Here is a 26,770-nt window from a genome sequence, read left to right as displayed (position 1 = left end):
GCACCTCCTCGGTACCCAATAAAACCGGACAACCATCGTGCTACAAGTCCGGACAGTTTATTTGCTCTCTACACCTGCACATAGGTTTTCTTGTGTGGCCCCGGAAATGGTTTAGAATGGGCCAATACTTCGCCGGTGTACGCTTTACGGCAGAAGTAACCCAAGCAGGGGATGGTATGTTGCAGGCAGGAAGCGTCGCACCCGATTTCGATCTTCCCGACGCGGACATGGAGATGGTCAAGCTCTCCGACTTCAAAGGGAAGAAAAACGTGGTGCTCTACTTCTATCCCAAGGACGACACCCCCGGCTGCACCATCGAAGCCATCGAATTCAGCGACATCGACGATGAGCTGGCCAATCTGGATACGGTGGTGATTGGAGTGTCGCGCGACGACTGCATCAGTCATGCCGCCTTCCGCGACAAGCACGGGCTGGCCGTGCGTCTGCTGGCCGATACGGAAGGCGAAGTCTGCCAGATGTACGGCGTATGGCAGGAGAAAGAGAAGGACGGAGTGAAAAAGATGGGCATCGTTCGCTCGACCTTCATCATCGACAAGAAAGGCATCATCCGGCACGCTCTCTATGGAGTGAATCCCAGGGGACATGCGCAGGAGGTGCTTGCACTCATCAAGGAAATGCACCCATGCAAATCGTGAAAAATTCCGTGGTCACCCTGACCTACTCCCTCTCCGACAGCAAGGGGAACCTGCTCGAGGAATCCAAGGAACCCATCAGCTACCTGCATGGCGGCTATGACAACATCTTCCCGGTAGTGGAAGAAAAGCTGCAGGGCATGCAGCCCGGAGATACCTTGTCTGTGACCCTGGAGCCGGAAGATGCCTTCGGCGAGTATGACGCCTCCCTGGTCCGGGTGGAGCCGCGCAGCGTATTTCCAGTAACCGACATCCAGGTGGGCATGCAGTTTGAAGGTGGGGCGGAAGGTTCCGATGAGATGATTCTCTACACCGTCACCGACGTGAGCGAAGACACGGTGGTGGTGGACGGCAATCATCCGCTGGCGGGCCGTACCCTGCACTTCTCCTGCACCGTCACCGACGTGCGTCCCGCCACGCCCGAGGAAATCGCCCACGGACACGTGCACGGACCGCACGGCCATTCCCACTGAACGTTGAGAAAATCTGGCTGGAAGAGGGCTCGCGTCGCAGATCCTGAAGTCTCGCTCTACGAAAAACGCCGGGCATGCCCGGCGTTTTTTACGTCCGCCCTCACTCCAGCAAGCGCTTGAGCTCGTAAAGCCGTTCCAGCGCCGCCCGTGGCGAGAGTGCGTCCGGATCGGTCTCGCGTAAGCGCTCAAGAGCCGGATGCGGTGCCGGCTCCAGCCTGGTTGCAAATAGATCACCTTGGTTACTAGCCGCCACGCTTTGGTTTTCCAGCATGACGAGATAGCGCCGTGCCTGCTGGATCACGGCGGCGGGCACGCCGGCGAGTTGCGCCACCTCCAGGCCATAGCTCTGACTGGCAGGCCCCTCCTCCACCGTGTGCAGGAAGACGATGCGATCCTTGTGCTTTACCGCGGACAGGTGCACGTTTGCGATCTGCCGAAACGCCTGGGCCAGCCGCGTAAGCTCGAAATAGTGGGTGGCGAACAGGGTGAAACACCCCACCTTCTCGGCCAGATGCCGTGCCACGGCATGGGCCAGGGCCAACCCGTCGAAGGTGGATGTACCGCGCCCGATTTCGTCCAGCAGGACCAGGCTCTCGCGCGTGGCGTTGTTCAGAATGTTGGCGGTCTCGGTCATTTCCACCATGAAGGTGGAGCGCCCCGAGGCAAGATCGTCGGCGGCGCCGATGCGGGTGAAGATGCGGTCTACCGGCCCGATCAACGCACGCTGCGCGGGTACGAAGCTGCCGATGTGGGCGAGCAGCACGATCAGCGCCGTCTGGCGCATGTAGGTGGATTTGCCGCCCATGTTTGGGCCGGTGATGAGGAGCATCTGCCGTGTGGGCGAGAGCACGAGATCATTGGCGATGAAATGATCCACCTGTCGCTCCACCACTGGATGCCGGCCGGCCGTGATCTCGATGCGGGGCGTGTCGGTGAATTCGGGCGCGACGTAGTTGTAGGCCAGCGCGCGATCGGCCAGCGCGCACAGCACGTCCAGTTCCGCCACAGCTTGCGCGAGGCACTTTAGCGACTCGAGCTCCGGTTGCAGACGATCCAGCAGGGCTTCAAAGAGCTGACGCTCCCGCGCCAATGCCCGTTCTTGCGCCGACAGCGCCCGATCCTCGAAGGCCTTGAGCTCTGGCGTGATGTAGCGCTCGGCATGCTTGAGCGTCTGCCGTCGCCGGTAATCCTCCGGCACGCGCTCGGCCTGGGCCTTGCCGACCTCGATATAAAAGCCGTGCACCTTATTGAATTCGACCTTGAGGTTGGCGATACCGGTGCGTGCCTTCTCGCGTGCTTCCAACTTAAGCAGGAAGTCGCCACAGTTGCTCTGAAGCGCGCGCAGTTCATCGAGCTCCGCATCCCAGCCGTCGTTGATCACGCCCCCGTCGCGCACCGTGGCAGCGGGTTCCGGTTTGAGTGCCTGGACCAACAGCGCGTGTATGGCAACGCGCGGCGTGAGATCCTGCGCAAGCTTCGCCAGCCGCGGGCTGTCGAAAGGCGCAAGCAGGCGGACCAACGCCGGCAGCTCAGCCAAACTGTCGCGCAGGGCGGAGAGATCCCGGGGCCGCGCCGAACGCAAGGCGATGCGTCCGACAATGCGTTCGATGTCGGCGATGCGGGCAAGTCTCTCCCGGATTGCCGCAGGTTGCGCCTGCACCAGCGCGCCCACGGCATCGAGGCGCACGCTTAGCTCGCCGCGGTCGCGCAGGGGATGATTTAGCCAGTGACGCAGCAAACGCCCACCCATGGCGCCGACCGTGGCATCCAGCACCGATAGCAAGGTGGGCTCGCGCTCACCGCGCAGTGTCTCCGTGAGCTCCAGGTTGCGCCGGCTAGCGGGATCGAGCAGCACGTAGTTCGAAGCCTGCTCCAAGCGCAGGCCAGTGATGTGGGGCAGCGCAGAAAACTGTGTCTGGCGCACATAGCCAAGCAGGGCCCCGGCGGCGGCGATCGCCGCTAGCATGCCTTCCACGCCGAAGCCGGTCAGATCGCGTGTGCCGAACTGCTGGCACAGCAAGGCCCGCCCGCTATCGGCATCGAATTGCCAGGGCGGCAGCCGGCGCAGCGCGGCGCGCGTGGGAGCTGGCTCGTCCAGGGCTTCCGGCAGCAGGAGCTCGGCGGGCCGCACCCGTTCCAGTAGGGCAGGCAGTGAATCCACCGCCACTTCGGTGACCCAGAACCGGCCCGCCGCCAGGGACAGCCAGGCCACACCCCAGCACCCGGCCCCCGGGGCCAAGGCCATCAAATAGGCCTCCTGGCGATCCTCCAGCAACGCCGCGTCGGTGAGCGTGCCCGGTGTCACCACGCGGGTGACCTTGCGCTCCACGGGGCCTTTGGCGCCTGTGACCTCCCCCACCTGCTCGCAAATGGCGACCGACAGTCCCAGTTTCACGAGCCGTGCCAGATACTGTTCCACCGACTGCACCGGCACGCCGGCCATGATGATGGGCCGACCGGCGGACATGCCGCGCGTGGTGAGGGTGATGTCGAGGAGCTGGGCAGCGCGCTGGGCATCTTCGTAGAACAGCTCGTAGAAGTCGCCCATGCGATAGAACAAAAGCATGTCCGGATACTCGGCCTTGATGCGCAGATACTGCTGCATCATGGGCGTGTGCTGCGCGAGCATCGCGTCCATGGCGTGGGTCGTCATGTGCGCCGGGTGTGGGCCTGGATCACCTGCAGCAACTGAGCAAACACCTTGGGGTTGCCGCCCACCACGTTGCCGCTCTCCAGGTAGCCATCCTCGCCCTGGAAATCGGCGATCAAGCCACCCGCCTCCAGGATCAGAAGCGCGCCCGCGGCCATGTCCCAGGGTTTGAGGCCGGCCTCGAAGAAGCCGTCATAGCGTCCAGCGGCCACATAGGCCAGATCCAGCGCGGCGGAGCCGGGGCGACGCAGGCCGGCGGTCCGTGGCAGGAGATCGCCGAAGATTTTCAGGTAGGGTTCGAGAAAGGACAACTCGCGGAAGGGAAACCCGGTGCCGATCAGGGCCTCGGCGAGCTTGGTGCGCCGGCTCACCCGGATGCGCCGGTCGTTGAGAAACGCGCCCCGGCCGCGGCTGGCGGTGAACAGCTCGTTGCGGGTGGGATCGTAAACCACTGCGTGGGTGAGCACGCCCCGATGACTTTGGGCGATGGACACCGCATACTGGGGAAAGCCGTGCAAGAAGTTGGTGGTGCCATCCAGCGGATCGATGATCCACACATAATCCGAGTGGCCTTGGCGGCCTCGCTCCTCTGCTAGAATCGCGTGGTCTGGATAGGCGGCAAGCAAGGTCTCCACGATGGCCTGCTCCGCCGCGTGGTCCACCTCGCTCACGAACTCGTTGTGACTCTTGCTGCGGACCGTCAGCAGATCCAGATCCTGGGAAGCGCGGTTGATGATGTTGCCGGCACGGCGCGCAGCCTTCACCGCAATGTTGAGCATGGGATGCATGAGAGACCTTCGACTGATGTGGGCCCGCAAAGCCGCGGCCCTCTTTAAGCCGTGCCCCTGGCGGAACGCCTCAAATCCAGATTATCCATTAGACCGGCGCGTGCCTGCGATGCCAAGACACGTACCACGCACAAGCACCGATCGCCCGGCGGACGGCCTGGGCGGGCCTGCGCCCTCACGTTAAAGAACAAGCCGCGCATTGTAAATTGAATCCCGCCCAAGAGGAACTCGCCCAGGAGGCCCGCCTGCAGGCGCTCGCCCGGATCCATGTCGTGCTCTGTCGCCCCAGTCACCCCGGCAACATTGGGGCGACCGCGCGCGCCATGAAGACCATGGGCCTTAAAGAGCTCAAACTGGTGGCCCCGCGGCGTTTCCCCCATCCGGATGCCGATGCCCTGGCCGCGGGGGCGAGTGACATCCTGCAACGAGCCCAGGTCCACGCCACCGTGGAGGAGGCCTTGGCCGAGTGTGCGATGGCGGTGGGGCTCACCCGCCGCGAGCGGGAACTCGCCCAGCCGCCGCAGGAAGCGCGCCAGGCGGCACCGGAACTTTTGGCCCTGGCCCACAGCCAGCCGGTAGCCCTGGTTTTCGGTAACGAGACCTTCGGGTTGTCCAATGCCGAGCTTGCCCACTGCCAGCGTCTCGTCACTCTGCCCGCCGATCCGGCGTATCCCTCGCTCAATCTGGCCGCGGCGGTGCAGGTCATGGCTTACGAGCTGCGTCTGACGGCCTTGGGTGCGGCTGCCCTGCCAGCGACCCCTGCACGGGTGAGCCTCCGCGAGATGGCATATTTTTACCGCCGGCTCGAGGAAACCCTCATCGCCATCCAGTTTCTCGACCCCGCGCACCCCAAGCGGCTAATGCCCCGCCTGCGCCGCCTGTTCGATCGCTGCGGGCTGGAAAAAGAAGAGCTCGCCATCCTGTTGGGCATCCTCAAGCAGGCCCATCGCAAGGACAAAGGCAAAGTGGACTAATTTAGTCAACTTCCTTATAATAGACTTCGACCTCTTGATAAAGCTAGGCTAACGCCGTGTTCAAGCATCTGCGCGAAGACATCGCCGTGGTTTTCGAGCGCGACCCCGCGGCGCGCTCCACCTGGGAGATCCTCACCACTTATCCCGGGGTGCATGCCCTGCTCATCCACCGTCTGGCCCACCGCTTGTGGCATCTGGGCCTGAAATGGCTGGCCCGCTTCATCTCACACCTGAGCCGCTGGCTCACGGGTGTGGAAATCCACCCGGCAGCGGTTATCGGCCGGCGGGTGTTCATCGACCATGGCATGGGCGTAGTCATCGGGGAGACGGCCGAGATCGGCGACGACTGCACCCTCTATCATGGGGTCACCCTGGGCGGCACCACCTGGAAGAAAGGTAAGCGCCACCCCACCCTGGGCAAGGGAGTGGTGATCGGCGCCGGCGCCAAGGTGCTGGGCCCCATCCTCATTGGCGATGGCGCCAAGATCGGCTCCAACGCGGTGGTGGTGAAGGATGTGCCCGCGGGGGCGACGGCCGTGGGCATCCCGGCGCGCATCCTGGACAGCGAACAGGCCCGGCAGAGGGCGGCCACAGCGGAAAAGATGGGCTTCTCCGCCTATGCCATCAGCCAGGACATGAACGATCCCATGGTGAAGGCCATCCATGCCATCCTCGATCACATCGCCAGCAACGACCGGCGCATGGAGGCGATGCTCAAGGCCCTGCAGCAACTGGGGGTCGCGTTGGACAAAGAGGCCCTCCCGGAGGACCGCTTCGACGTGAACTATTTGAACAAAATAGTTGACTAAAATGCTCGGGTACGGTAGGTTAAGGATGCACTGGGTGCGCCCCGCCCGCGGGTGGTGGTTCCCAGACAGGCCTTCGTGATGCCGCCCCATTGGGGCATCGATGTCAGACAAACCGGGGAAATTGCCATGAGACTCACAACCAAAGGACGCTTCGCGGTCACTGCCATGCTGGATCTCGCCCTGCGCGACGGGAACGGCCCCGTCACCCTGGCCGGCATCAGTGAACGCCAGAAAATCTCCCTCTCCTATCTGGAACAGCTGTTCGGCAAGCTGCGCCGCCACAACCTGGTGGACAGCGTACGCGGCCCGGGCGGCGGTTATACCCTGGCCAAGGCCACCTCGGCCGTGTCGGTAGCGGATATCATCCGCGCCGTGGACGAGCCGGTGGATGCCACCCAGTGCGGGGGCTTGGGTGACTGCCTGGAAGGCGAACGCTGCATGACCCACGAGCTGTGGACCAACCTCAACCGCCACATCTACGACTATCTGGAGTCGGTGACCCTAGCTGACCTGGTCGCAGCCCAGCAGGCCCAGGCCGCCAAGGTGGCAGTGGTGCGCGATTCGCGCGAGGCTTCCGACAACAAGGCGGCCGTCGCCTAAAGCCGGTGACGGCAGGCATGGACGTAGACGAAAGGACCGATTCCGATGCTGAAACTTCCGATCTATCTCGACTACTCGGCCACCACCCCGGTGGACCCTCGGGTCGCGGAAAAGATGATTCCCTATCTCACGGAGAAATTCGGCAATCCGGCCTCGCGCTCCCATGCCTTCGGCTGGGAAGCGGAAAAGGCCGTGGAGCACGCCCGTGAACAGGTGGCGGCCCTGGTCAATGCCGATCCCAAAGAAATCATCTGGACCTCGGGCGCGACCGAATCCAACAATCTCGCCCTGAAGGGCGCGGCGCATTTCTACAAGGGCAAGGGCAAGCACATCGTCACCGTGAAGACGGAACACAAGGCCGTGCTCGACACCTGTCGCGAGCTGGAGCGCCAGGGCTTCGAGGTGACCTATCTCGCGCCCGAACCCAACGGACTTTTGGATCTGGAGAAATTCCAGGCTGCGCTGCGCCCAGACACTATCCTCGCCTCGGTGATGTTCGTGAACAACGAAATTGGCGTAATCCAGGACATCGAAGCCTTGGGCGAGATTCTGCGCGACCGCGGCGTGATCTTCCACGTGGATGCGGCGCAGGCCACGGGCAAGCTGCCCATCGACCTTGGCAAGCTCAAGGTGGATCTGATGTCCTTCTCCGCCCACAAGACCTACGGCCCCAAAGGCATCGGTGCGCTCTACGTGCGTCGCAAGCCGCGCGTGCGCCTGGAAGCGCAGATGCACGGCGGCGGCCATGAGCGCGGCCTGCGCTCCGGCACCTTGGCGACGCACCAGATCGTCGGCATGGGTGAGGCCTTCGCCCTCGCCCAAGCGGAGATGGCCACGGAAAACGAGCGCATCCGCATGCTGCGCGACAAGCTCTGGAAAGGCTTAAGCGAAATCGAGGAGGTCTATGTCAATGGCGACATGGAGCGACGCGTGCCCCATAACCTGAACGTGAGCTTCGCCTATGTGGAAGGCGAATCGTTGATTATGGCGATTAAGGATGTGGCCGTCTCCAGCGGCTCCGCCTGTACCTCGGCGAGCCTGGAGCCGTCCTATGTGCTGAAGTCCCTTGGCCGTAGCGACGAACTGGCCCACAGTTCCATCCGGTTTACCATTGGCCGTTTCACCACCGAGGAAGAGATCGACTACACCATCGATCTGGTCAAGAGCAAGATCGCCAAGCTGCGTGAGCTGTCGCCGCTGTGGGAAATGTACAAGGAAGGCATCGATCTCAATTCCATCCAGTGGGCCGCTCACTGAGCGTTTCCACGGGTCCATTCGATAAGGAGTAAGTCATGGCATACAGCGACAAGGTTCTCGATCACTACGAAAATCCCCGCAACGTGGGGTCTTTCAACAAGGACGACGAGTCCGTCGGCACCGGCATGGTCGGGGCACCGGCCTGCGGCGACGTCATGAAGCTGCAGATCAAGGTCAACAAGGACGGCATCATCGAGGATGCCAAGTTCAAGACCTACGGCTGCGGCTCGGCGATCGCCTCCAGCTCCCTGGTCACCGAGTGGGTGAAGGGCAAAACCCTGGATCAGGCGCTGCAGATCAAGAACACGCAAATCGCCGAGGAGCTGGCGTTGCCGCCAGTGAAGATCCATTGTTCCATCTTGGCCGAGGACGCCATCAAGGCAGCCGTCGCGGACTACAAAAAAAAGCACGGCCTGGATACCGAGGCGACCACGGAAACGGCGGCCAAGTGAATGGCGATGAGGGGCAAGGGATGGCCATCACGTTGACGGAAAAAGCAGCGACTCACGTCAAGAACTTTCTCGCCAAGCGGGGCAAGGGGGTAGGTCTGCGTCTGGGTGTGCGCACCACTGGCTGCTCGGGTCTTGCGTACGTGCTGGAATTCGCAGACGAGGAACGGCCCGAGGATCAGGCCTTCGAAAGCCACGGCGTGAAGATCTTCGTGGACCCCAAAAGCCTGGTCTATCTCGATGGCACCGAACTCGATTATGCGCGCGAGGGTTTGAACGAGGGGTTCAAGTTCAACAACCCTAACGTCAAGGATACCTGCGGCTGCGGCGAATCGTTCAATGTATGAGGAGAGCGCGCCGCCACGCCCATGAGGAGGCTGCTGTCCCGCCGCAGGCGGTTTGCAACCAGAGCCGATGATCGACTTCTCCCGCAACCATTTTGAACTATTCGGCCTTACGCCCGCTTTCGGCATCGACGCCGGGCGCCTGGAGCAGGCCTTCCGTGACCTGCAGGCTCAGGTCCACCCGGACCGCTTCGCCCACGCCACCGATGCGGAAAAGCGACTGTCCATGCAATGGGCCACCCATGTCAACGAGGCCTACCGCACCCTCAAGGACCCGGTCTCGCGCGCACGCTATCTGCTGCGGCTAAATGGCGTGGAAACGGCAGAGGAAACCAACACCGCCATGCCGACGGATTTCCTCATGGCGCAAATGGAATGGCGAGAGGCCATCGGCGAGGCGCGCGAGGCAGGCGAGATCGGCGAACTCGATCACCTGGCCACCAAGCTGCGCAAAGAGATGCACGTGCTAGAGGACGAGCTAGCACGCCAGATCGACGTCACGCACGATTATCCCGCCGCCGCCGCCACCGTGCGCAAGCTGCGTTTTTTCGAGAAACTCAAGGACGAGATCCACACCGCCCTCGAGGCCCTGGAAAGCTGAGCACCTCTTTAAGCTGGCCCGCTAGCGGGCCCCACCTTTCCACCCAGACAGGAATACCATGGCACTGTTACAGATCGCCGAACCCGGCATGAGCACCGCGCCCCACCAGCACAGGCTGGCAGTTGGCATCGACTTGGGCACCACCAATTCCCTGGTGGCCACGGTGCGCAGTGGCCTGGCCGTGGTGCTCAACGACGAGCAGGGACGCAGCCTGCTGCCGTCGGTGGTGCGTTATCTGCCGGAGGGCCGCACCCAGGTGGGCTACGAGGCTCAGCTCAACCAGTGCCTGGATCCCCGCAATACCATCGTCTCCGTGAAGCGCTTCATGGGCCGCGGTCTCAAGGACATCGAGCATGTCCACGAACTCCCCTACCAGTTCGTCGATGCGCCGGGCATGGTGCAGTTTCGCACCGTGGCTGGGGTGAAAAGCCCAGTGGAAGTATCGGCAGAGATTCTCAAGGTCCTGCGCCAGCGCGCGGAAAAGGCGTTGGGCGGGGAACTGGTCGGGGCGGTGATCACCGTGCCCGCCTATTTCGACGATGCCCAGCGCCAGGCCACCAAGGATGCTGCGCGGCTCGCGGGGCTCAACGTGCTGCGCCTGCTCAACGAACCCACCGCCGCGGCCGTGGCCTACGGCCTGGACAACGCGTCGGAGGGCATCTACGCAGTCTATGACCTGGGCGGTGGCACCTTCGACATTTCCATCCTGCGTCTCCAGAAGGGCGTGTTCGAAGTGCTCGCCACGGCTGGTGATTCCGCCCTGGGCGGGGACGACTTCGACCGGCGCATCTATTGCTGGGTGCTGGAGCAGGCCAACCTGTCCCAACTGAATGCCGAGGACAACCGTCTGCTCATGACCAAAGCCCGCGAGGTGAAGGAGGAGCTCACCTTTCACCCGGAAACCCGCTTCACCGCCGTGCTCTCCACCGGCGAGACAGTGGATCTCGTGCTCAGCAGCGCACGCTTCGCCGAACTCACGCGCAGTCTGGTGCAGAAGACCATCACGCCGGTGCGCAAGGCCCTGCGCGACGCCGGCCTCACCCCGCAAGACGTGCAAGGCGTGGTCATGGTGGGAGGCTCCACGCGCATGCCCCCGGTGCAGCGGGCCGTGGCGGAATTCTTCGGCCAGGAACCGCTCAACAATCTGGACCCGGACAAGGTGGTCGCCCTGGGTGCAGCCATCCAGGCCAACGTGTTGGCCGGCAACAAGGCCGACGACATGCTGCTCTTGGACGTGATCCCCCTGTCTCTGGGTATCGAAACCATGGGCGGGCTGGTGGAGAAAATCATCCCGCGCAACTCGCCCATTCCCATCGCTCGTGCCCAGGACTTCACCACCTTCAAGGACGGCCAGACCGCCATGAGCTTCCACGTGGTGCAAGGGGAGAGGGAACTGGTTAGCGATTGCCGGTCGCTGGCCCGCTTCGAGCTGCGTGGCATACCGCCGATGGTGGCGGGCGCGGCCCGGGTGCGCCTCACTTTCCAAGTGGACGCCGACGGCCTGCTGTCGGTGTCGGCGCGGGAGCAAACCTCGGGAGTCGAGGCTGCCATCACAGTCAAGCCCTCCTACGGTCTCTCTGACGAGGAGATCGCGCGCATGCTTGCCGCTTCCCGCGACCACGCCTCGGATGATATGCTGGTGCGAGCTTTGCGCGAGCAGCAAGTGGAAGGCCAACGCATCCTGGAAGCCGTGCAATCGGCGCTTGCCGAAGATGGCGCCACCCTTCTTAACGACCAGGAGCGCGCCGCAATCGAAGCGGCCATGGAACGCCTGCGCCGCACCCTGGAGGGCGAGGACCACCGCGCCATCAAGTCCGCCATCGAAGCGCTCAACAAGGCGACCGAAGGCTTCGCGGCGCGACGCATGGATGCCTCCATCCGCAAGGCGCTCGCGGGCCAGAAGCTGGCGGACGTGAGTTAACCCACAATTTCCACCTGGTCCAGGCCATGCCTCAACTCATCGTGCTTCCCCATGAGGAACTCTGCCCCGAGGGCGCGGCCATCGATGCCGTGCCGGGCAAGACCATTTGCGACACCCTGCTGGAAAACGGCATCGAAATCGAGCATGCCTGCGAAAAATCCTGCGCTTGCACCACCTGTCACGTGATTGTGCGGGAGGGCTACGAATCCCTGATTCCACCCGAGGAGCAGGAAGAAGATCTGCTGGACAAGGCCTGGGGGCTCGAGCCCACTTCTCGCCTGTCCTGCCAGGCCATCATCATGAACCAGGATCTGGTCATCGAGATTCCAAAATACTCCATCAACATGGTGAAGGAGGGCCGCTCATGAAATGGACCGACGTGCGCGACATCGCCATCGCCCTGGCGGAAACCCACCCGGACGTGGACCCGCAATACGTGCGCTTCACCGACCTGCACCGCTGGGTGATGGAGCTGCCCGGCTTCGCCGACGACCCCAATGCCTCCAACGAGAAAATCCTGGAAGCCATCCAGATGACCTGGCTGGAAGAAGCCGAATAGGACGCCCCTTTCCCCTTCTGGCCTTTTTCCGACCGCTTCCTGGCCCCGCCGCGCTCCGGGGGCTACCCCCACCAGACCACAATATCTTGTGTTTTTCCCCCAGGTGATACACTATAGCTCCGTTGGGGGACGGGGATGGCCGAAGACAGCGATCTAGAAAAGACCGAAGCCGCGACCGCTAGACGCATCCAGCGCGCGCGCGAGGAGGGCCAGGTCGTCCGTTCCCGGGAGCTCTCCACCTTCCTGGAGCTGCTCACCGCCCTGGGGGTGCTCATGCTGATGGGCCACCATTTCATGAGGACACTTTCCCACCTGATGGAAGCAGGCTTCACCCTGGATCGGGCGACCGTGCTCGACTCCCGGCTCATGCTGGCGCGTTTCTACGGCCAGTTCGTGGACGTGCTGGTGGCCTTCCTTCCCCTGCTGGGCGCCTTGCTCTTGGCCGGCTTCCTTGCCCCGCTGCTGCTTTCCGGCTGGAACTTCACTCTCAAGCCGCTGACACCAAACTTCACGCGTCTTGATCCCCTTGCCGGCCTGGGCCGCATGTTCTCGCTGAACGCGTTGGTAGAGCTTCTCAAGGCTGTGGTAAAGAGCCTGCTCATCGGTGGAGTGGCTGCCTGGGTGATCTGGCAGTCCTTGGATGCCTTCTTCGCCCTGCCGGGCGAACCCTTGCCGGTGGCCATCCGTCACTTGGGATCGCTCACCGTTTCCACCGCCTTGATCCTCGTCGGCGCCTTCTTGTTCCTGGTGGTGGCGGACGTGCCTTTTCAGCTCTGGCAGTACGCCCGAGGCCTGCGCATGACCAAGGAAGAGGTGCGCCAGGAGGTGAAGGAATCGGAAGGCGACCCTCAGATCAAGAGCCGCATCCGCGCCATGCAGCGGGAAGCGGCGCGCCGGCGCATGATGGCCGAAGTGCCCAAGGCGCAGGTAGTGGTAACCAACCCCACCCATTTCGCCGTGGCCCTGCGCTACGAGGAAAAACGCATGGCCGCACCCCAAGTGGTGGCCAAGGGTGCGGCTCTGCTCGCCAGCCGCATCGTGGAGCTGGCGCGGGAACATCACGTGCCGGTACTGGAAGCGCCTGCCCTGGCGCGCGCCCTCTACCGCCACGCCGACGTGGGAGACGAGGTGCCGCAGCGGCTCTATAGCGCAGTAGCGCAGGTACTCGCCTATGTCTATCAGCTGCGTCAGGCGGCGACCAAACCAGAGCCACCACGCGACCTGCCAGTGCCCCCCGACATGGATCCCCTTTCGCGGGCTGAGGAGACTCACGCGTGAACGCCCGCGCCGGCACGCTGGATCTGTTGGAGGGTATGAGCTTGACCCGTCTCGCCGGGCCCATCCTCGTGGTCATGATCCTGGCCATGATGGTGCTGCCGCTGCCCCCGTTTCTGTTGGATGTGTTGTTCACGTTCAACATCGCGCTGGCGATGATCGTGCTGCTCATCAGCCTGTACGTCACCCGGCCGCTCGATTTCTCGGTATTCCCGACGGTGCTGCTGCTCACCACCCTGCTGCGCCTGTCGCTCAACGTGGCCTCGACGCGCGTGATCCTGCTCGAGGGCCACACCGGCGCGGATGCCGCAGGCAAGGTGATCGAAGCCTTCGGCCACTTCCTGGTGGGCGGCAACTACACAGTCGGCCTGGTGGTATTCGTCATCCTGGTCATCATCAATTTCGTGGTCATCACCAAGGGCGCAGGCCGCATCGCAGAAGTGGCAGCCCGCTTCACTCTGGATGCCATGCCCGGCAAGCAGATGGCCATCGATGCCGATCTCAACACCGGCCTCATCGGTGAGGACGAGGCCCGCCGCCGGCGCGCAGAAGTGGCGCGCGAGGCGGAGTTCTACGGGGCCATGGACGGTGCCAGCAAATTCGTGCGCGGCGATGCCATCGCCGGCGTGATCATCATGGTGATCAACGTGGTGGGGGGACTGCTGGTGGGCGTGCTACAGCATGACCTGTCGCTCGCCCAAGCCGCCAACAACTACACCCTGCTTACCATCGGCGACGGCCTAGTGGCACAGATCCCAGCGCTGGTGATTTCCACCGCGGCGGGCATCGTCGTGGCACGTGTGTCGGCAGAAAGGGATATGAGCGAGCAGCTGGTGGAACAGATTTTCCAGCGTCCCCAGATCCTGATGCTCACCGCCGCCATCCTGGCTTTCCTGGGCATCGTTCCAGGCATGCCCCATGTCGCCTTCCTGCTCTTGGCCGCGGCGCTGGGCGCCGTGGCCTGGTACCTGACCCAGCGCGAGCGAGCGGCAGCGGCGCGTGCCGAAGAGGCGCCACCACCCCCCGCCCCGGAAACAATGGACGTGAGCTGGGATGACGTGCAGCCCGTGGACACCTTGGGACTGGAAGTGGGCTACCGCCTGATTCCGCTGGTGGACCGCAGCCAGGATGGAGAGCTTCTGCGGCGCATCCGTGGCATTCGCAAGAAATTCGCCCAGGACTGGGGTTTCCTGGTGCCCGCGGTGCACATCCGCGACAACCTGGAGTTGCGCCCCAATGCCTATCGCATCACCCTCAAAGGCGTGGAAGTGGGAAAGGGTGAGGCCTTCGTGGGCCAATATCTCGCCATCAATCCCGGGCGCGTGCTGGGCACCCTGCCAGGCACGCCCACGCGCGATCCCACCTTCGGCCTGCCCGCCATCTGGGTGGATGCCAGCCTGCGCGAGCAGGCCCAGACCTACGGCTATACCGTGGTGGATGCCAGCACGGTGATCGCCACCCATCTCTCCCACATCATGCAGAGCCACGCTGCCGAACTTTTGGGTCGAGAAGAAGTTCAGCAACTACTCGACCACATCGCCAAGGAGTCGCCCAAGCTGGTGGAAGAGACCGTGCCCAAGCTGATCTCCTTGAGCCTGTTGCAAAAGGTGCTGCAAAACCTGCTGGAAGAAGGCGTGCACATTCGCGACATGAAGACCATTCTGGACACCCTGGCCGACCATGCCACGCGCACCCAAAACGCGGAAGAACTCACCGCCGCCGTGCGCATCGCCCTTGCTCGCTCCATCGTGCATGGTCTGTTCCCCGCTAGCGACGAGCTAAAGGTGATCGCCCTCGACCCCAATCTGGAGCATTTGCTCATGCAGGCGGTGCAGGTGGGCGAAGGCCAGGGACCGGGGCTGGAGCCGGGACTAGCGGAACGCCTGCTCACCCAGACCCGCCAAGTGGTGCAGCAGCAGGAGGCGCAGGGGCTGCCGCCGGTGCTACTGGTGCCCGCACCTTTGCGCACCCTGCTGTCGCGCTTCCTGCGCCGCGTGGCACCCCAGCTCAAGGTGCTGTCCCACGCCGAAATCCCCGACACCAAGACCGTGAAGGTCACCGCCGTTTTGGGAGCTAGCGCATGATCGTCAAGAAATTCTCCGCGCCCACCACGCGCGAGGCGCTGCGTCAGGTACGCGATGCCCTCGGTCCGGATGCCCTGATCCTGAGCAACCGCCCCGTTCCCGGCGGCGTGGAGATCATGGCGGTCGCGGAAGAGGACGTGGCCTCCCTCACCGGCCCGGTGCCGCCGGCGCGGACCACCGTCAGCGCACGTCACGAGATTCCAGGGCTCACCGTGCCGGCCTCCACCCCCAGAGCCGGGCCTGCCGGCCGCGAGCCTGCACCCGCTACGGCAGCACAAGCCACGCCGACGCCGCCCGCGGCCACCATCGCCCCGGAGCTTATGCAAGGTCTGGCGCAGGAGTTGAAAACCATCCGCATGATGCTGGAAGGGCAGCTCGCGGGTTTCGCCTGGAATGAGCTCAAGGGGCGGGAGCCGTTCAAGCTGGAAGTGATGCGTAGCCTGCTCGCCGCAGGCTTCAGCCCGCTTCTGGCGCGTCAGCTCATGGAGGCGATGCCGCGCGAGCTTGATTTCGAGCGCGGCCTGCGCTGGGCCAAGGCGGCGCTGATGCGCAACCTACGCTGTGTGTCCGCGGGCGAAGATCTCATCGAGCAAGGGGGCGTATTTGCGCTGGTGGGGCCCACCGGCGTAGGCAAGACTACCACCGTGGCCAAGCTCGCTGCGCGCTGCACCCTCAAGCATGGTCCGTCGCGGCTGGCCCTGGTTACCACCGACACCTACCGCATCGGCGCCCATGAGCAGCTGCGCATCTACGGCAAGATTCTCAACGTGCCCGTGTTCTCGGTGAAGGACGAGACGGATCTCAATCTCACGCTCAGCGATCTCGCCGACCGCCATTTGGTGTTGATCGACACCGTGGGCATGAGCCAGCGCGACCGGCGCATCGCCCAGCAAATCGCCCTTCTGTGTGGCCATGGGCGCGAGGTGAAACGTCTGTTGCTGTTGTCCGCCACCGCCCACGGCAGCACGCTGGATGACGTGGTCACGGCCTACCGCGGCCACGGCATGGCAGGCTGCATCCTCACCAAAGTGGATGAAGCCATGAGTCTGGGACCGGTGCTCGACGTGGCCATCCGCCACAAACTGCCGGTGCATTTTCTTACCAATGGCCAGCGCGTGCCGGAGGATTTGCATCTTGCCCACGCCGGCTACCTCATCGACCGCGCCTTCCGCCCACCGCGGGAAGATCCGGCCTTCACCCCGCGTCCCGAGGAATTCTCCCTCGTGGCGGCGGCCGGTGCGCTTGCGGAAGAGGGTCCAAGCGAAAGCGTGGCGCCACAGACGTGGTGAGCGTGGGCCGCTGACATGGGCGCCTTCGTCTCCGACCAGGCCGAAGGGCTGCGGCGACTGTTGCGCCCCGACGCCCTGCGCGTGGTCGCCCTCGCCGCGGCCCTGGAAGGCGTGGGCCGGACCACGGTGCTCTACGGGCTCGCCGCTGCCTTGGCCCAGCGGGGCCGGCGCATACTGGTCATGAGCGAACGGCGGCACCGCATCCCAGCCGATCTCGCCCCCACCCCGCGCCACGACCTCGCCACCGTCCTGCGTGGAGCTCGCCCGCTGGACCAAGCCGTGGCACACGGTGAGCAGGGAGTGGCCTGGCTGGAACTGGGCGATGCCCTCGCGCGCTTGCCCAGCCTCGATCTAGCTGGCCAGGAAACCTTGAGCGCGGCCTTCGCCCGGATGGCGCAAGACGTGGACGTGCTGCTGCTCGATCCTCTGGCAGGTGGCCGTCCCGCCAGCCTGGCGCTACAACTCGCCGCCCAGGAACAGGTGCTCGTCCTTTGCGGCGCGGCGGAGGCCATCACGCAAAGCTATGCGCTGATCAAGCGGCTTGCGCGCGGCTTCGCCCAGCGCCACTTCCATGTGGTGATGGCAAAAGTCAGGGCTGGTAGCCAAGCGAAGGCCATTTATAATAATCTCGCGCAGACGGCCGGCCGCCACCTTGGAGTGCGGCTGGAATGGCTGGGCGAACTGCCCATGGATGCCCAGGCGCGCCAGGCCGATCGTCTGGGACGCAGCGTGGTGGATGCCTTCCCGGACAGCCGCGCAGCCGCCGCGAGCCGCCAGCTCGCGCAAGCCATCGAGTCCTGGCCGTGGCCTGATGACGGCACCGAAAAGCCAGATGCGTTTGTGCACAAACTCGTGATGACAAGCCGCCTCGCAGCAGAAAACGCCCACCTCTGAAGGGGGCCCGCACACGCCAAGGGAAGCGCTTGAAAAAAGAGGAATACGTCGAGAAATTCGCGCCACTGGTCAAGCGCATCGCCTACCATCTCATGACGCGGCTGCCGGCGAGCGTGCAGGTCGATGATCTCATCCAGGCCGGGCTCATCGGGCTGCTGGACGCCGCCAACCATTACGATGGCACCCAGGGAGCCCAGTTCGAGACCTACGCCGTGCAACGCATTCGCGGTGCGATGCTGGACGAGCTGCGCCACGCCGACTGGCTGCCGCGCACGGTGCGCAAGAATCTGCGCCAGATCGAAGCCGCCATCAGCAAGCTGGAACAGTCTCTCGGCCGTCCGCCCACGGAATCCGAACTCGCTCAGGAGCTGAACGTCTCCCTTGCCGACTATCAGCAGATGCTGCTGGATGCGCGAGGCCACCAGCTCGTGTACTACGAGGATCTGCAGGACTCGGAAGGGGCGGATTTTCTCGAGCGCCACCATGCCACGGATGCCGACAATCCCCTGCGCATCCTGGAAGACCAGGGCTTCCGCCAGATGCTCGTGGAAGCGATCAAGAGCCTCCCGGAGCGAGAGCGCCAGATGATGGCCATGTACTACGAGCAGGACCTCAACCTGCGGGAGATCGGCGAGGTCCTGGGAGTGACTGAATCCCGCGTCTGCCAGCTCCATACCCAGGCGGTGGCGCGGCTGCGCGCCAAGCTCCGGGAGTGGCTCGAGAGCTGACCGTGGTCCCCTCCCCCGTGCCGCCGCCCTTTCCAGTCACCATCTGAGCAGCCCATGGATTTCATCAGCCTGATCGGTATCCTGCTCGCCCTGGCCGCCGTCCTCGGCGGCCAGATCCTGGAAGGCGGCCATGTCGGCTCGCTCATGCAAATCACGGCCTTCGTCATCGTCATTGGCGGCACGGCGGGCGCAGTCATGCTGCAAAGCAGTTTGCCCACTTTTCTGCGCGGTATGCGCATGGTGAAGTGGGTATTCGTGCCACCACCTCTCAACGCCGAGCCCTTGATACAGAACATCACCCAATGGAGCAGCACCGCGCGCAAGGGCGGCCTGCTCGCCCTGGAACCCCTGATCGACGACGTGACGGATCCCTTCACCAAGAAAGGGCTGCAGATGCTGGTGGATGGTGCCGAGCCGGAGACTCTGCGCGACACGCTCCAGGTGGAGATCGACGCCTACGAGGACCAGCAGCGCCAGGCTGCGCGCGTATGGGAATCCGCGGGCGGTTACGCCCCCACCATCGGCATCCTGGGTGCGGTGCTGGGGCTCATCCACGTCATGGAAAACCTTTCCGATCCCTCCAAGCTTGGCGGCGGCATCGCCGTCGCCTTCGTGGCTACGGTCTATGGCGTGGGTTCTGCCAATTTGCTGTTCCTGCCCATCGCCAACAAGCTCAAAAGCCTCATCGCCCGCGAGATCACCCTGCGCCACATGCTGGTGGAAGGACTCATCTCAGTGGCCAACGGCGAAAATCCCCGCCTCATCGAGCGCAAGCTACGGGGCTACCTGGCCTGACACGGGCACTCAAGACCTAAGGCGCGCTGCCGATAATGGGAGGATCATGAGCCCCCGCATGCGGCGCAAACGCCACGAAGACCACGAGAATCACGAGCGCTGGCTCGTCTCCTACGCGGACTTCATCACCCTGTTGTTTGCCTTCTTCGTCGTGATGTATGCCATCTCCTCCATCAATGAAGGCAAATACCGGGTGCTCTCGGATGCCCTCATCAACGCCTTCCGCAATGCGCCGTCCTCGATCAACCCCGTGGAATTCGAAGCCCGGCTCTCCCCAGGAACCGGCACCCAGCCGATCAAGGCGGCGCCGGTGAAAAGACCCGACAGCGAGCCGGACCCACGCCTGCGCAAGCAGACCGAGAACATGAAAAGAATCGCCCAGGATTTGCTGCAGGTCATGGCGCCACTCATTAAAGAAGGCCAGGTGCGCGTCACCCAAAGCCAGCGGGGCGTCACCATCGAGATCAACGCGGCGGTATTGTTTCCACCGGGTTCCGCCACCCTCCAGGGCGAACCCGTGAAGGTACTCGCGGCGGTCGCGAAATTGCTCGCCCAGGTGCCCAACAAGATCCAGGTGGAGGGCCATACCGACGACAGCCCCATCAACACCGCCCTTTACCCCTCCAACTGGGAGCTGTCCACCGCGCGCGCCGCTAGCGTGGTGCGCCTGTTTGAAGCCAATGGCGTGAGTCCCGACCGGCTGGTGGCGGTGGGCTATGCCGACAACCGGCCGCTGGCACCCAACACGGACGAACAGAACCGGGCCCGCAACCGGCGCGTGACGCTGCTTGTGATCGCGGAAACGCCGGAGAAAGTGAAAGACATTCCAATAGCGGGCGTGCTAGACAACCGCAACGGGAAATGAGCCGCGGGGAACCCCGCTTTCTGCGCGTTCATCTCTCGCCCTCCCGCCAGGCCGCGAACGTCAGGCGGGATCGTTGCCGTCGTTCACCGCAAGCGGCAACCACAGCATCCTGCATAAGGCACGGCTAGGCCTTGCCCAAGGGCCGACCCGCGGGGCCAGGACAGGGTTGCCCATCCGGGCCGTAGGCGTGCGCCACATCTTGCGCGGCGCCGTGCAGTACCGCCAGGGCCTGCTGGTTGTGTTGCAGGCGCGCCTGGATCAGCGCACCGTTCTCCTCGTTTAGGGCACGCGCCGCGCGCGCGACTTCCAGCAATGCGTGCCAGAGCCTGCGCACACCGCTTCTGTCCGCCGGATCGAAACGATCACACCAGGCTGCGATGCCCGCCTGATCGGGCTGCCCCGTTAGGTTCACCAACTGGCGGTTGCGCGCCTCGGCCAGTTGCGCCAGATGAGCCACCTGCGCCGATTTGCGTTGGGCGAGTGCCATCAGCCCGTCTGCATCGCCCGTTGACAGGGCGGCCTGTTCTTCACGGAGCAAGGCGTGCAGGGTCTGGTAAGCGATCTGCTCCGCCTGCAGCGCGGCGGTCAGGGCCTCGAAATGTTGCAAGGCGGAATCCTGTGTCATGGCGTGGACCTATCGCCACCTTCCGGGCGGCGCAATCGTGGCGCGCCGAGTAAAACGCCGTTCCCCTAGCCCTTGCGGCTTAACACCATCTCCTTGACGGTGGCAATCAGGCGATCGGCGATCGCATCCGGATTGACCTTGAAGCGTCCCTCGCTGATGGCCCGCTTGATGGCCTCGACGCGGGCGGTGTCCACCACCTCGACCCGCTCGAGCTCGCTTTCCAAGGCCTGCAATTGCGAGGATAGGGGATTGATGTCCACCTTTTCCGACGCAGCGGACGAGGTGGCTGGGCGGTTGGCACGACCTGCCCCGGCTTTCTTCGCCGGGGCCTGGGTGGCCTGGGTCTTGCCCACCGGCTTGGAGGAGTTGTCAATTTTCAAGGCATTTCCCTTCGCTATCAGTGGAGCGGGAAAGGCAGCCCGCCTTGCCAGGGTTTTCGGCGGCAAAGCCTGAAACTTGAGCGCGCCCCATGACAATCTCGCCATGGGGCCGCTTCCCACGCAGGCCGCGCGAGGCAAGGCTTCCAGGGGCGGGACCGGGCTCGACACCCGGAGCTCACAACGTCTCAGTTTACCACCAGCCCATGGCTGCGTTCGCGACCAAGCCCTTCAGTAACTGACCTCGACACTCCCATCGGGGCGCGCCACCCCGCTCACTGTCTGGCCCGAGGCGGTGCGGACCTGTACACTCTGACCCGCGCTGGCATTGTTGAGGGCCCGTCCTTCCGCACTCACGCTAAAGCCGCTTCCTTGGGCGATGAGCTTCACGATCTGCCCCTGACGGATCACCAGCGGCGCACGTAGCATGTCCTGGCGCAGGGGATAGCCCGGCAGCAAGCCTACGTTCAGGGTCTGGCCCACCGCCTGGGCAGGATCGGTGAGCAGCCCACTTGGCAACTCGGTCACCTCCTGTGTCTGTACCACCAGGTCTTCGCGAGTGAGCTGGCGCCCGGCGGGCAGCGGGCGGGCGGCCGTCACCACTGGCAACTGCACGCGCACGGTGACCGGTACGTAAACCGTCCAGTTCGCCCCGGCGGCACAGCGCACACCCACATTTACGCTGCCCCATAGACGCACTCCGGGGGGCAAGAACACTTGCAGGCGCTGGCAGGCAGGAAGACGAAGCCCCGGATCGACGCTTCCGACCTCGACCCGGATTTCGCCCGCTTGCCCTGCAAGCTGCTGGTATGCGAACCGCTCCACCTCACGGCGCAGGGTATCCGGCGCGGCGAGCGCGCTGAATGCCGGCAGCAGCATCAGTCCAAGCTGGATTGAGCGCCGCAGGCGCGCTAAAGTTGCGCGCGTCATGCGTCGCAAATGAGAACGAGCCGAATCGAGCACAGTACGATTGTAGCAGGCTGCGCCCGCCCCGCAGGGGCCTCAAGTGGCGCCCGCAAGCGTCGTTTGAAGGAAAACCGAACAGCATGCCCCCAGCCAGCAACCCCACCGAACTCGCGCGCGAAACATTGAAACAACTCGCAGCGCGGCGCATCGCTCCCACACCCGAAAACTACCAGCGCATCTACCGCGAACTGGCAGGCACGGCCCCCGAAACGGCGGCAGCGGAAGGGGTGGAGGAAAATCTGGCGCGGATACTGGAAAGCCTGGGCAGCCAGCTTCCCGCTCAGGCGCCACGCCTGCGCCAACTCGCCCAGGCGGTGGAAGCGCGCGACTGGGAAACCTTCGGCAGCACGCTGGGAAGCCTGGTCAAACCCCAGGAAGAGGCACCAGCCAACTGGGCGGAGATCATTCGCGAGTTGATTCGCCAGTGGGATTTGAAACAGTTGGGTCTGACCACGCCGCGCAAGAAGGAAGCACTTGAACGGGTGCTCATCAATTTCGGGCGCAATCCCACAGTCCTCGCGCAAAAGCTCGCTGCGCTCACGCGGGTCTGGGCAGAAGGGGCCAGTGGCCCCTCCGACATCAAGCTGGCCCCGCCTATCCCGGAAGTTCCCATCGATCGCCGCGGCGCGCCGATTAACGTCCCGCTAGTGGAAGAGCTGCCCGCCCTGCTGGCGGAGCTCTTGGCCCAGGCGCTGCGAGAGGGTGTGCTGCCGCGCCTCGGCCATGTGCCCAGGTTGGCGGCACAAGCCGAGCGTCTCGCCGAACAGGCACGCAACGCCCGCACACCCGAGGACTTCGCCATCCTCTCCCAAGCCCTGCGTCAGTTCTGGATCCAACTGGAACTGCAGACCGAGGCCGAGGCGGGCGTGCTGGATGGCCTGATGCGTTTGCTTAGGCTAGTGATCGAAAACATCAGCGAGCTTTTGCTGGACGATCAATGGTTGCGCGGCCAGCTCACCGTGGTCCAGGACATCATCAGCCGCCCGCTTAACGCACGGGTGATCGCCGATGCGGAAAAGCGCTTCAAGGAAGTGATCTTCAAGCAGGGCACTCTCAAACATAGCCTGAACGAGGCGAAGACCACGCTCAAGAATCTGGTGACGGTATTCATCGAGCGCATCACTGAAATGTCGGAGAGCACTGGTGGTTATCGCAAGAAAATCGAGCGTTACACGGAAATCCTCAGTGGCACCGAGGACCTGCCTACCCTGAACCAGATCCTGCAAGACATCCTGGCCGACACGCGCAGCATGCATCTGGACATGGTGCGCTCCCACGACGAATTGGTCGCCGCCCGGCAACAAGTGGAAGCGGCCGAGGCACGCATCAAACAACTCGAAGCGGAGCTAGGCGAGATCTCGGAACTGGTGTACCAGGACTATCTCACCGGCACGCTCAACCGGCGTGGCTTGGAGGATGCCTTCGAGCGGGAATTCGCCCGTGCCGAGCGGCACGGCTTACCCGTTTCCATCGCCCTATTGGACGTGGACCACTTCAAGCGCTTGAACGACACCTATGGCCACGAGGCGGGCGACCAGGCGCTCGTCCACCTGGCCAAGGTAGTGAAGGACATCCTGCGTCCCACCGATGTGGTCGCGCGCTATGGCGGCGAGGAATTCGTCATCATCCTGCCGGACACCACGGCAGAAGACGCAGTCAAGATCATGACCCGCCTACAGCGCAACCTCACCAAGCATTTCTTCCTCCACGACAACCAGCGCATCCTCATCACCTTCAGCGCCGGCGTGGCCCAGCGGGAAGGGCGTGAAAGCGCAGAATCCATGATCGCGCGCGCCGACGAAGCCCTCTACCGCGCCAAACAGGCCGGCCGCAATCGCGTCTTTCTCGCCAAACCGCTGCAAAGTTCTGCCGGCTGAAGCGGCAAAGTTTGCCGCTTAGCACCCACCAAGCTGCCGGCAGGTGTTGCCGGTGGCCTGCTGCAACCACCTCTTCCTCTGGGGTTTTGGCCGCGTCCGAGCGTTGGCACGCTTGCTGCTAGTCACGCCTCGGCAGATCAGGAAAGGTGCGATGATGGTGGACAAACTGGATCGTCTGTTCGAAGGCCACGCCGCGGCACTGAAGCTCGCGAGCTTCCGACAGCAGCTTTTGGCCTCCAATATCGCCAACGCCGACACACCCCACTACAAGGCCATGGACATCGACTTCGCGGCGGAGTTGAAGCGGGTCATAGACGGCGGTGCTGCAGCCGGCAGCCTGGTCACTACACATCCGCGCCATCTACCTGGCAACAGCGCCAACCCTTTGGGCGCCCAGGTGCGCTACCGCAGTGACGTCCAAGGCAATATCGACGGCAACACCGTGGACATGGACCGGGAGCGCGCCCAGTTCGCCGAGAACGCACTGCGCTATGAAGCCATCGTGCGCGTGCTCAACACTCAGATCCAGCACATGAAAGCGGCGCTGCGCACCCAGTAACCCAGGAGGACCCATCATGTCCCTGTTCAACGTGTTCCACATTGCCGCCAGCGCGCTGACCGCCCAGTCTCAGCGCCTGAACGTGGTGGCCAGCAATCTGGCCAACGCCGAGAGCGCCACCAGCGTCAACGGCGGCCCCTACCGCGCCAAACAGGTCGTATTTGAAGCCATTCCCATGAGTGGGGGCAGCGTGCAGGCCGGATTAGGCGTGGCGGTGCGCGAGGTGGTGGACGATCCTTCCCCCCTGCGTCGCGTGTATGACCCGCGCCATCCCGCAGCGGACAAGGACGGTTACGTCACCTACCCCAATGTGAACGTGGTGGACGAGATGGTGAACATGATCTCCGCCTCTCGCTCGTACCAAAACAACGTGGATGTGATGAACACCACCAAAGCCATGATGCTCAAGCTGCTGACCCTGGGTCAGTGAAAGGACGCCTGCCATGACCACCGCCGTCTCCCCCGTCACCGCCAGCAGCAGCCAGACTGCGCGCTCAGCCGATGCCGTGGCCGCCAGCGAAGATCGCTTTCTCAAGCTGCTAGTGGCGCAGATGAAGAACCAAGACCCCTTGAACCCCTTGGACAACGCCCAGGTGACGAGCCAGATGGCACAACTTTCCACCGTCACCGGCATCAACAAGCTGGCGGACCTGGTGCAAAGCATCGCGGGTGCGCTCACTCAGGCGCAGTCCCTGCAAGCCGCCGGCATGATCGGCCGCGGCGTGCTCACCGAGGGGAGCACGCTGTTGCTGCGCGATGGTGTGGGGCTGGCAGGCTTCGAGCTTTCGGCCCCCGCCGATCAGGTGCTGGTGGTGATCAAGGACGCCGCCGGTCAGTTGGTCCATAGCGCCAACCTGGGCGCGCAGCCAGCCGGCGTGAACGTGTTTCAGTGGGATGGTGTGCGCGATGACGGGCAACCCGCCGCCAGCGGCACCTATCGCTTCGAGGTTAAGGCACGTGCCAATGGCCAGGTCGTAACAGTCACGCCGCTGTCCCATGGCACCGTGGCCAGCGTGAGCCTGAACCGCGGGCAGGTGGAACTGAATCTTCTCGATCTGGGCGCAGTGACGCTGTCCCAGATCAAACAGGTCATGTAAGGCCAGCCAGCGAAAGGAGAATGCAATGAGCTTCCAGCAGGGTCTATCCGGTCTCAATGCCGCCGCCAAGAATCTCGACGTGATTGGCAACAACGTGGCCAACTCCTCCACCGTGGGCTTCAAAGCTTCCCAGGCGCAGTTCGCCGATGTCTATGCCGCTTCCCTCGCGGGCGCGACGGGCCTGGCCGCAGGCATCGGCACCAAGGTGGCCACCATCGCCACCCAGTTCACCCAGGGCAACATCAGCGTCACCAACAATCCCCTGGACATCGCCATCAACGGCAAAGGCTTCTTCCGCGTCGACCAGCAGGGAACCATCTTCTACACCCGCAACGGGCAGTTCCAACTAAACAAGGACGGCTACATCGTCACTGCCGCCGGCGAGAATCTCACCGGCTACGCCGCCAATGCCAATGGCCAGATCCTGCCGGGCGCGCTGGTGAACCTGCAGCTCTCTCAGGCAGACATCGCGCCCTCGCCCACTGCCAAGGCCAACGTGCTGGTCAACCTCGATTCACGCCAGACCACGCCCACGGCGGCCTTCAACTACCTCGACCCCATCACCTACAACAGCTCCACATCTATGACGGTGTACGATAGCTTGGGGAATGCCCAGACCTACACGTTCTACTTTCGCAAGACCGCGGGCAACACCTGGGCCGTCTATAGCAGCCTGACCAACCCCTCTGGCACCACCACGTTGCAGAACGGGGGCAGCCCCATCACCACGCTGGGCTACAACACCTCCGGCGTGCTGACGAGCGGCGCGGTGGTCACCGCCAATGTCCCGGCGATCGATCTGGGAACGGGCGCTGCCGCGCTTTCTTTCCAACTGGATTTCACCGGCTCCACCCAGTTCGGTAGCCCCTTCTCGGTGAACGCCATTACCCAGGACGGCTATACCTCGGGCCGGCTGACGGGTTTTGCCATCGACGACAATGGCATCATCCAGGCTCGCTATTCCAACGGCCAGAACAAAGCGCAGGGCCAGATCGTGCTGGCCAATTTCACCAACCCACAGGGCCTGCAGCCGTTGGGCAACACCTTGTTCGCCGAGACGGCGACGTCCGGCCAGCCCCTGGTGGGTGCCCCGGGCAGTGGCGCGCTGGGTGTGCTCCAGTCTTCTGCCACCGAGGATTCCACGGTGGATCTCACGGCGGAGCTGGTGAACATGATCACCGCCCAGCGGGTGTATCAGGCCAATGCCCAGACCATCAAGACCCAGGACGCGGTGTTGCAAACCCTGGTGAACCTGCGTTAA

The 26,770-nt window shown here is 63.7% G+C and carries 29 protein-coding genes; 24 read left to right on the top strand and 5 right to left on the bottom strand.

Features of this window, described 5'->3' with window-relative positions; genetic code table 11:
- The first annotated feature begins 176 nt into the window (after positions 1-176).
- Together V6E02_RS10345 and V6E02_RS10340 are read left to right on the top strand one after the other, a co-directional pair.
- Positions 177-656, top strand: coding sequence for a peroxiredoxin (locus V6E02_RS10345; RefSeq protein WP_347308719.1), 480 nt, complete (start codon positions 177-179; stop codon positions 654-656).
- Complete coding sequence (locus V6E02_RS10340; RefSeq protein WP_347308718.1) at positions 644-1,126, top strand: FKBP-type peptidyl-prolyl cis-trans isomerase; 483 nt, start codon at positions 644-646, stop codon at positions 1,124-1,126. The genes V6E02_RS10345 and V6E02_RS10340 overlap by 13 nt, the downstream gene beginning before the upstream one ends.
- Positions 1,127-1,226: 100 nt before the next feature.
- Here V6E02_RS10340 and mutS read toward each other — a convergent pair whose 3' ends face one another.
- Both mutS and V6E02_RS10330 read right to left on the bottom strand, forming a co-directional pair.
- The gene (mutS, locus tag V6E02_RS10335; protein ID WP_347308717.1) at positions 1,227-3,779 is read right to left on the bottom strand and encodes a DNA mismatch repair protein MutS; all 2,553 of its coding nucleotides are present in this window, start codon (positions 3,777-3,779) and stop codon (positions 1,227-1,229) included.
- Positions 3,776-4,564: an inositol monophosphatase family protein gene (locus tag V6E02_RS10330; RefSeq protein WP_347308716.1), complete on the bottom strand. Its 789-nt coding sequence runs from the start codon at positions 4,562-4,564 to the stop codon at positions 3,776-3,778. Before V6E02_RS10330 ends, mutS begins: the two co-directional genes overlap by 4 nt.
- Positions 4,565-4,770: 206 nt before the next feature.
- Between V6E02_RS10330 and V6E02_RS10325 the strand changes: the two genes are divergently transcribed.
- The 17 genes from V6E02_RS10325 to motD all read left to right on the top strand — a co-directional run bounded on the left by V6E02_RS10325 (position 4,771) and on the right by motD (position 20,008).
- A complete protein-coding gene (locus V6E02_RS10325; RefSeq protein ID WP_347308715.1) occupies positions 4,771-5,538 on the top strand; it encodes an RNA methyltransferase in 768 nt (255 codons plus the stop codon).
- 56 nt (positions 5,539-5,594) lie between these two features.
- Positions 5,595-6,347 carry a serine O-acetyltransferase gene (cysE, locus tag V6E02_RS10320; RefSeq protein ID WP_347308714.1) on the top strand — a complete coding sequence of 251 codons (753 nt, stop codon included), beginning with the start codon at positions 5,595-5,597 and terminating at the stop codon, positions 6,345-6,347.
- A 126-nt stretch (positions 6,348-6,473) separates the two neighbouring features.
- Positions 6,474-6,947, top strand: coding sequence for a Fe-S cluster assembly transcriptional regulator IscR (iscR, locus tag V6E02_RS10315; RefSeq protein WP_347308713.1), 474 nt, complete (start codon positions 6,474-6,476; stop codon positions 6,945-6,947).
- 45 nt (positions 6,948-6,992) lie between these two features.
- Positions 6,993-8,204, top strand: a complete 1,212-nt coding sequence (locus tag V6E02_RS10310) for an IscS subfamily cysteine desulfurase (RefSeq protein WP_347308712.1) — start codon at positions 6,993-6,995, stop codon at positions 8,202-8,204.
- A 35-nt stretch (positions 8,205-8,239) separates the two neighbouring features.
- Entirely contained in the window at positions 8,240-8,656 is a 417-nt protein-coding gene (gene iscU / locus V6E02_RS10305; RefSeq protein WP_347308711.1) for a Fe-S cluster assembly scaffold IscU, read from the top strand.
- A 20-nt stretch (positions 8,657-8,676) separates the two neighbouring features.
- The gene (gene iscA, locus V6E02_RS10300; RefSeq protein WP_347308710.1) at positions 8,677-9,000 is read left to right on the top strand and encodes an iron-sulfur cluster assembly protein IscA; all 324 of its coding nucleotides are present in this window, start codon (positions 8,677-8,679) and stop codon (positions 8,998-9,000) included.
- A gap of 67 nt (positions 9,001-9,067) precedes the next feature.
- The gene (gene hscB, locus V6E02_RS10295; RefSeq protein WP_347308709.1) at positions 9,068-9,598 is read left to right on the top strand and encodes a Fe-S protein assembly co-chaperone HscB; all 531 of its coding nucleotides are present in this window, start codon (positions 9,068-9,070) and stop codon (positions 9,596-9,598) included.
- A 58-nt stretch (positions 9,599-9,656) separates the two neighbouring features.
- Complete coding sequence (hscA, locus tag V6E02_RS10290) at positions 9,657-11,519, top strand: Fe-S protein assembly chaperone HscA (protein ID WP_347308708.1); 1,863 nt, start codon at positions 9,657-9,659, stop codon at positions 11,517-11,519.
- A 26-nt stretch (positions 11,520-11,545) separates the two neighbouring features.
- The gene (fdx, locus tag V6E02_RS10285) at positions 11,546-11,887 is read left to right on the top strand and encodes an ISC system 2Fe-2S type ferredoxin (RefSeq protein ID WP_347308707.1); all 342 of its coding nucleotides are present in this window, start codon (positions 11,546-11,548) and stop codon (positions 11,885-11,887) included.
- Complete coding sequence (iscX, locus tag V6E02_RS10280; protein ID WP_347308706.1) at positions 11,884-12,078, top strand: Fe-S cluster assembly protein IscX; 195 nt, start codon at positions 11,884-11,886, stop codon at positions 12,076-12,078. The genes fdx and iscX overlap by 4 nt, the downstream gene beginning before the upstream one ends.
- A gap of 135 nt (positions 12,079-12,213) precedes the next feature.
- Positions 12,214-13,356, top strand: coding sequence for a flagellar biosynthesis protein FlhB (gene flhB / locus V6E02_RS10275; RefSeq protein ID WP_347308705.1), 1,143 nt, complete (start codon positions 12,214-12,216; stop codon positions 13,354-13,356).
- Between the two features lie 35 nt (positions 13,357-13,391).
- Positions 13,392-15,437, top strand: coding sequence for a flagellar biosynthesis protein FlhA (gene flhA / locus V6E02_RS10270; RefSeq protein ID WP_347308723.1), 2,046 nt, complete (start codon positions 13,392-13,394; stop codon positions 15,435-15,437).
- Positions 15,434-16,726: a flagellar biosynthesis GTPase FlhF gene (flhF, locus tag V6E02_RS10265; protein WP_347308704.1), complete on the top strand. Its 1,293-nt coding sequence runs from the start codon at positions 15,434-15,436 to the stop codon at positions 16,724-16,726. Before flhA ends, flhF begins: the two co-directional genes overlap by 4 nt.
- Before the next feature lie 15 nt (positions 16,727-16,741).
- Positions 16,742-17,620: a MinD/ParA family ATP-binding protein gene (locus V6E02_RS10260; protein WP_347308703.1), complete on the top strand. Its 879-nt coding sequence runs from the start codon at positions 16,742-16,744 to the stop codon at positions 17,618-17,620.
- A 29-nt stretch (positions 17,621-17,649) separates the two neighbouring features.
- Positions 17,650-18,348 carry an RNA polymerase sigma factor FliA gene (locus V6E02_RS10255; RefSeq protein WP_347308702.1) on the top strand — a complete coding sequence of 233 codons (699 nt, stop codon included), beginning with the start codon at positions 17,650-17,652 and terminating at the stop codon, positions 18,346-18,348.
- Between the two features lie 54 nt (positions 18,349-18,402).
- On the top strand, positions 18,403-19,143 hold the full coding sequence (locus tag V6E02_RS10250) for a flagellar motor protein (RefSeq protein ID WP_347308701.1): 741 nt from the start codon (positions 18,403-18,405) through the stop codon (positions 19,141-19,143).
- A 46-nt stretch (positions 19,144-19,189) separates the two neighbouring features.
- On the top strand, positions 19,190-20,008 hold the full coding sequence (motD, locus tag V6E02_RS10245; protein ID WP_347308700.1) for a flagellar motor protein MotD: 819 nt from the start codon (positions 19,190-19,192) through the stop codon (positions 20,006-20,008).
- Between the two features lie 124 nt (positions 20,009-20,132).
- On the opposite strand, the gene V6E02_RS10240 is transcribed toward motD, so the two are convergent.
- The 3 genes from V6E02_RS10240 to flgA all read right to left on the bottom strand — a co-directional run bounded on the left by V6E02_RS10240 (position 20,133) and on the right by flgA (position 21,940).
- Positions 20,133-20,633 carry a flagella synthesis protein FlgN gene (locus V6E02_RS10240; RefSeq protein WP_347308699.1) on the bottom strand — a complete coding sequence of 167 codons (501 nt, stop codon included), beginning with the start codon at positions 20,631-20,633 and terminating at the stop codon, positions 20,133-20,135.
- A gap of 65 nt (positions 20,634-20,698) precedes the next feature.
- Complete coding sequence (gene flgM / locus V6E02_RS10235) at positions 20,699-21,013, bottom strand: flagellar biosynthesis anti-sigma factor FlgM (protein ID WP_347308698.1); 315 nt, start codon at positions 21,011-21,013, stop codon at positions 20,699-20,701.
- 228 nt (positions 21,014-21,241) lie between these two features.
- A complete protein-coding gene (gene flgA, locus V6E02_RS10230) occupies positions 21,242-21,940 on the bottom strand; it encodes a flagellar basal body P-ring formation chaperone FlgA (RefSeq protein WP_347308697.1) in 699 nt (232 codons plus the stop codon).
- A 116-nt stretch (positions 21,941-22,056) separates the two neighbouring features.
- Here flgA and V6E02_RS10225 point away from each other — a divergent pair, with 116 nt between their 5' ends.
- The 5 genes from V6E02_RS10225 to flgE all read left to right on the top strand — a co-directional run bounded on the left by V6E02_RS10225 (position 22,057) and on the right by flgE (position 26,770).
- On the top strand, positions 22,057-23,853 hold the full coding sequence (locus V6E02_RS10225; RefSeq protein WP_347308696.1) for a GGDEF domain-containing protein: 1,797 nt from the start codon (positions 22,057-22,059) through the stop codon (positions 23,851-23,853).
- Positions 23,854-24,004: 151 nt separating this feature from the next.
- A complete protein-coding gene (gene flgB / locus V6E02_RS10220) occupies positions 24,005-24,412 on the top strand; it encodes a flagellar basal body rod protein FlgB (protein ID WP_347308695.1) in 408 nt (135 codons plus the stop codon).
- A 16-nt stretch (positions 24,413-24,428) separates the two neighbouring features.
- Positions 24,429-24,842, top strand: a complete 414-nt coding sequence (gene flgC, locus V6E02_RS10215) for a flagellar basal body rod protein FlgC (protein WP_347308694.1) — start codon at positions 24,429-24,431, stop codon at positions 24,840-24,842.
- 13 nt (positions 24,843-24,855) lie between these two features.
- Complete coding sequence (locus V6E02_RS10210; RefSeq protein WP_347308693.1) at positions 24,856-25,509, top strand: flagellar hook assembly protein FlgD; 654 nt, start codon at positions 24,856-24,858, stop codon at positions 25,507-25,509.
- A gap of 25 nt (positions 25,510-25,534) precedes the next feature.
- Positions 25,535-26,770: a flagellar hook protein FlgE gene (flgE, locus tag V6E02_RS10205; protein WP_347308692.1), complete on the top strand. Its 1,236-nt coding sequence runs from the start codon at positions 25,535-25,537 to the stop codon at positions 26,768-26,770.

The sequence above is a fragment of the Thiobacter sp. AK1 genome, assembly GCF_039822265.1.
GTDB lineage: Bacteria > Pseudomonadota > Gammaproteobacteria > Burkholderiales > Thiobacteraceae > Thiobacter > Thiobacter aerophilum.
Note: the sequence above shows the minus strand (reverse complement) of the source record. Positions and strands in the feature narration are given on the sequence as shown.

Excerpts from the sequence above, each read along its gene's own strand:
- V6E02_RS10345 (WP_347308719.1), top strand. The coding sequence starts at position 177 with ATGTTGCAGGCAGGAAGCGTCGCACCCGATTTCGATCTTCCCGACGCG.
- V6E02_RS10340 (WP_347308718.1), top strand. The coding sequence starts at position 644 with ATGCAAATCGTGAAAAATTCCGTGGTCACCCTGACCTACTCCCTCTCC.
- mutS (WP_347308717.1), bottom strand. The coding sequence starts at position 3,779 with ATGACGACCCACGCCATGGACGCGATGCTCGCGCAGCACACGCCCATG.
- V6E02_RS10330 (WP_347308716.1), bottom strand. The coding sequence starts at position 4,564 with ATGCATCCCATGCTCAACATTGCGGTGAAGGCTGCGCGCCGTGCCGGC.
- iscR (WP_347308713.1), top strand. The coding sequence starts at position 6,474 with ATGAGACTCACAACCAAAGGACGCTTCGCGGTCACTGCCATGCTGGAT.
- V6E02_RS10310 (WP_347308712.1), top strand. The coding sequence starts at position 6,993 with ATGCTGAAACTTCCGATCTATCTCGACTACTCGGCCACCACCCCGGTG.
- iscU (WP_347308711.1), top strand. The coding sequence starts at position 8,240 with ATGGCATACAGCGACAAGGTTCTCGATCACTACGAAAATCCCCGCAAC.
- iscA (WP_347308710.1), top strand. The coding sequence starts at position 8,677 with ATGGCCATCACGTTGACGGAAAAAGCAGCGACTCACGTCAAGAACTTT.
- hscB (WP_347308709.1), top strand. The coding sequence starts at position 9,068 with ATGATCGACTTCTCCCGCAACCATTTTGAACTATTCGGCCTTACGCCC.
- hscA (WP_347308708.1), top strand. The coding sequence starts at position 9,657 with ATGGCACTGTTACAGATCGCCGAACCCGGCATGAGCACCGCGCCCCAC.
- fdx (WP_347308707.1), top strand. The coding sequence starts at position 11,546 with ATGCCTCAACTCATCGTGCTTCCCCATGAGGAACTCTGCCCCGAGGGC.
- iscX (WP_347308706.1), top strand. The coding sequence starts at position 11,884 with ATGAAATGGACCGACGTGCGCGACATCGCCATCGCCCTGGCGGAAACC.
- flhB (WP_347308705.1), top strand. The coding sequence starts at position 12,214 with ATGGCCGAAGACAGCGATCTAGAAAAGACCGAAGCCGCGACCGCTAGA.
- flhA (WP_347308723.1), top strand. The coding sequence starts at position 13,392 with ATGAGCTTGACCCGTCTCGCCGGGCCCATCCTCGTGGTCATGATCCTG.
- flhF (WP_347308704.1), top strand. The coding sequence starts at position 15,434 with ATGATCGTCAAGAAATTCTCCGCGCCCACCACGCGCGAGGCGCTGCGT.
- V6E02_RS10260 (WP_347308703.1), top strand. The coding sequence starts at position 16,742 with ATGGGCGCCTTCGTCTCCGACCAGGCCGAAGGGCTGCGGCGACTGTTG.
- V6E02_RS10250 (WP_347308701.1), top strand. The coding sequence starts at position 18,403 with ATGGATTTCATCAGCCTGATCGGTATCCTGCTCGCCCTGGCCGCCGTC.
- motD (WP_347308700.1), top strand. The coding sequence starts at position 19,190 with ATGAGCCCCCGCATGCGGCGCAAACGCCACGAAGACCACGAGAATCAC.
- V6E02_RS10240 (WP_347308699.1), bottom strand. The coding sequence starts at position 20,633 with ATGACACAGGATTCCGCCTTGCAACATTTCGAGGCCCTGACCGCCGCG.
- flgA (WP_347308697.1), bottom strand. The coding sequence starts at position 21,940 with ATGACGCGCGCAACTTTAGCGCGCCTGCGGCGCTCAATCCAGCTTGGA.
- V6E02_RS10225 (WP_347308696.1), top strand. The coding sequence starts at position 22,057 with ATGCCCCCAGCCAGCAACCCCACCGAACTCGCGCGCGAAACATTGAAA.
- flgB (WP_347308695.1), top strand. The coding sequence starts at position 24,005 with ATGATGGTGGACAAACTGGATCGTCTGTTCGAAGGCCACGCCGCGGCA.
- flgC (WP_347308694.1), top strand. The coding sequence starts at position 24,429 with ATGTCCCTGTTCAACGTGTTCCACATTGCCGCCAGCGCGCTGACCGCC.
- V6E02_RS10210 (WP_347308693.1), top strand. The coding sequence starts at position 24,856 with ATGACCACCGCCGTCTCCCCCGTCACCGCCAGCAGCAGCCAGACTGCG.
- flgE (WP_347308692.1), top strand. The coding sequence starts at position 25,535 with ATGAGCTTCCAGCAGGGTCTATCCGGTCTCAATGCCGCCGCCAAGAAT.